1 protein-coding gene and 1 pseudogene are annotated in these 2537 nt (G+C 68.2%); both read right to left on the reverse strand.

The annotated features are described in order from the left end of the window. Positions 1 to 770 (reverse strand): annotated as a pseudogene (locus tag WA805_RS18750) (hypothetical protein); the annotation flags it as partial. 102 nt (positions 771 to 872) lie between these two features. Further along, positions 873 to 2537, reverse strand: coding sequence for an energy-dependent translational throttle protein EttA (gene ettA, locus WA805_RS18755; RefSeq protein ID WP_425242974.1), 1665 nt, complete (start codon positions 2535 to 2537; stop codon positions 873 to 875).

A 2537-nucleotide genomic window follows, 5' to 3' on the forward strand; every position in this document is an offset into this window, starting at 1 on the left:
CGCAGGTCCCGGTCCGCCTGCGCGGTCAGCGCCGGGGACGGTTCGGCGAAGGCGCCAGCCGCGATCATGGTCAGGGTCGACAGGACGGTGTCGTGCAGCTGGCGGTGCTGCTCTCGCTCGTCAGCGCGCCGCGCCTCCTCGGTCCTGATCTGCCGCTCGGTCGCCAGGCCGGCGGCGACGATCGTGTCCGCTTGCCGGGCACCGCCGCGTATCACCGCCACCAGGCCGGCGGCGACGATCGTCTCCACCACCAGCAGCCAGGCATCGGCCAGGTCGCCGGCGCCGAACCCGTAGGCGATGACCACCATCGCGGCCCCGGGCAGGCTGAACCTCGGCCGCAGCGCGATCTGCAGGATGTACACCGACGTGCAGGCCAGCGGGAGCATCCAGGTCGTGTTGTCCTCGATCAGCGCAGCTGGGACCATGTGCTGCTGCGCCAGCGCCAGCGCCGAGACAACCGCGGCGTCGGCCAGCACTACGGTCGGCGTCAACCCGGACCGCCGGACTCGCCAGGCGAAGAAGGCCGACCACAAGCACAGCGCAGTCAGCGGCGCGGCCAGCCACCAGCCGGAAATCTCCTTCGTCGCGGCCAGCACGGCTACCGCGGTGAACAAGATCGCGCCGCCAAGGCGCAGCGCGATCGCATACCAGCCGGCCAGCCAGTGCAGGGCCTGGTCGGATGGCCCTGCTACCCGCGAACGGAGTGCCCCCCAGCGGCGGTCCGCCGGGCGCTGGATCCGCCCCCCGACGGAGGCAGCTGCCGCTTCCACCGGACCAGTATGCGACAGGCCACGTCACCAGGAACGATAAACATATCAACATCTGGGCCTGACTGACCGATCTGCGGTGTTTTGTCCCGATGAACGGGCGGGTCAGCCGCGGGTGAGCCTGCGGTAGGTGACGCGGTGCGGGCGGGCGGCCTCGGCGCCCAGGCGCTCGATCTTGTTCTTCTCGTAGGCCTCGAAGTTGCCCTCATACCAGAACCAGTTCGCGCCGCCTTCCCACGCCAGGATGTGGGTCGCCACCCGGTCGAGGAACCACCGGTCGTGGCTGGTGATCACGGCGCAGCCGGGGAACTCCAGCAGCGCGTTCTCCAGGCTCGCCAGCGTCTCCACGTCCAGGTCGTTGGTCGGCTCGTCGAGCAGCAGCAGGTTGCCGCCCTGCTTGAGGGTGAGCGCGAGGTTCATCCGGTTCCGCTCGCCGCCGGACATGACGCCCGCCGGCTTCTGCTGGTCGGCGCCCTTGAAGCCGAACGCCGCGACGTACGCCCGGCTCGGGATCTCCACGTTGCCGACGTGGATGAATGTCTCGCCGTCGGAGATCGCCTCCCAGACGTTCTTGTGCGGGTCGATGCGGTCGCGGTTCTGGTCCACGTAGGAGATCGTGACCGTGTCCCCGATCACGATCGTTCCGTCGTCGGGCAGTTCCTCGCCGACGATCATCTTGAACAGCGTGGTTTTGCCGACGCCGTTCGGGCCGAGGACGCCGACGATGCCGTTGCGCGGCAGGCTGAAGCTGAGGTCCTCGAACAGCACCCGGTCGCCGAAGCCCTTGCTCAGGTCGTTGACCTCGACCACCAGGTTGCCGAGCCGCGGGCCCGGCGGGATCTGGATCTCCTCGAAGTCCAGCTTGCGGTTCTTGTCCGCCTCGGTCGCCATCTGCTCGTAGCGGTCAAGACGGGCGCGGGACTTCGCCTGCCGGGCGCGCGGGCTGGACCTGACCCACTCGAGCTCGTCGTCGAGGCGCTTGCGCATCTTGGCGTCCTTGGCGCCCTCCACCTTGATGCGGGAGGCCTTGGTCTCCAGGTAGGTGGTGTAGTTGCCCTCGTAGGGGTAGGCGTGCCCGCGGTCGAGCTCGAGGATCCACTGCGCCACGTTCTCGAGGAAGTACCTGTCGTGGGTGACCGCGATGACCGTGCCCGGGTACTTCTCCAAGTGCTGCTCGAGCCAGAGCACGGACTCCGCGTCCAGGTGGTTGGTCGGCTCGTCGAGCAGTAGCAGGTCAGGCTGCTGGAGCAACAGCTTGCAGAGCGCGACCCGGCGCTTCTCACCGCCGGACAGGCTCTTGACGTCCGCGTCGGGCGGCGGGCAGCGCAGGGCGTCCATGGCCTGCTCCAGCTGGCTGTCCAGGTCCCAGGCGTCCTTGTGCTCAAGCTGCTCCTGCAGCTTGCCCATCTGCTCGAGGAGCTCGTCAGAGTAGTCCGTCGCCATCTTCTCGGCGATCGCGTTGTACTCGTCGAGCAGCTTCTTCGTCTCGGCGACGCCTTCCTCCACGTTGCCGAGGACGGTCTTCGTCTCGTCGAGCTGCGGCTCCTGCTGGAGGATGCCGACGGTGTACCCGGGCATCAGCCTGGCGTCGCCGTTGGACACCGGCTCGAGCCCGGCCATGATCCGCAGCAGGGTGGACTTGCCGGTGCCGTTCGGGCCGACGACACCGATCTTCGCCCCTGGCAGGAAGCTGAGCGTGACGTTGTCGAGGATGACCTTGTCACCGTGCGCCTTGCGGACGCCGCGCAGGGTGTAAATGAACTCCGGCAT

The organism is Trebonia sp. (genome assembly GCF_049794275.1).
Taxonomy (GTDB): Bacteria; Actinomycetota; Actinomycetes; order Streptosporangiales; family Streptosporangiaceae; genus Trebonia.

Coding starts and splice junctions, on each gene's coding strand:
- ettA (WP_425242974.1), bottom strand. CDS start 2,537: ATGCCGGAGTTCATTTACACCCTGCGCGGCGTCCGCAAGGCGCACGGT.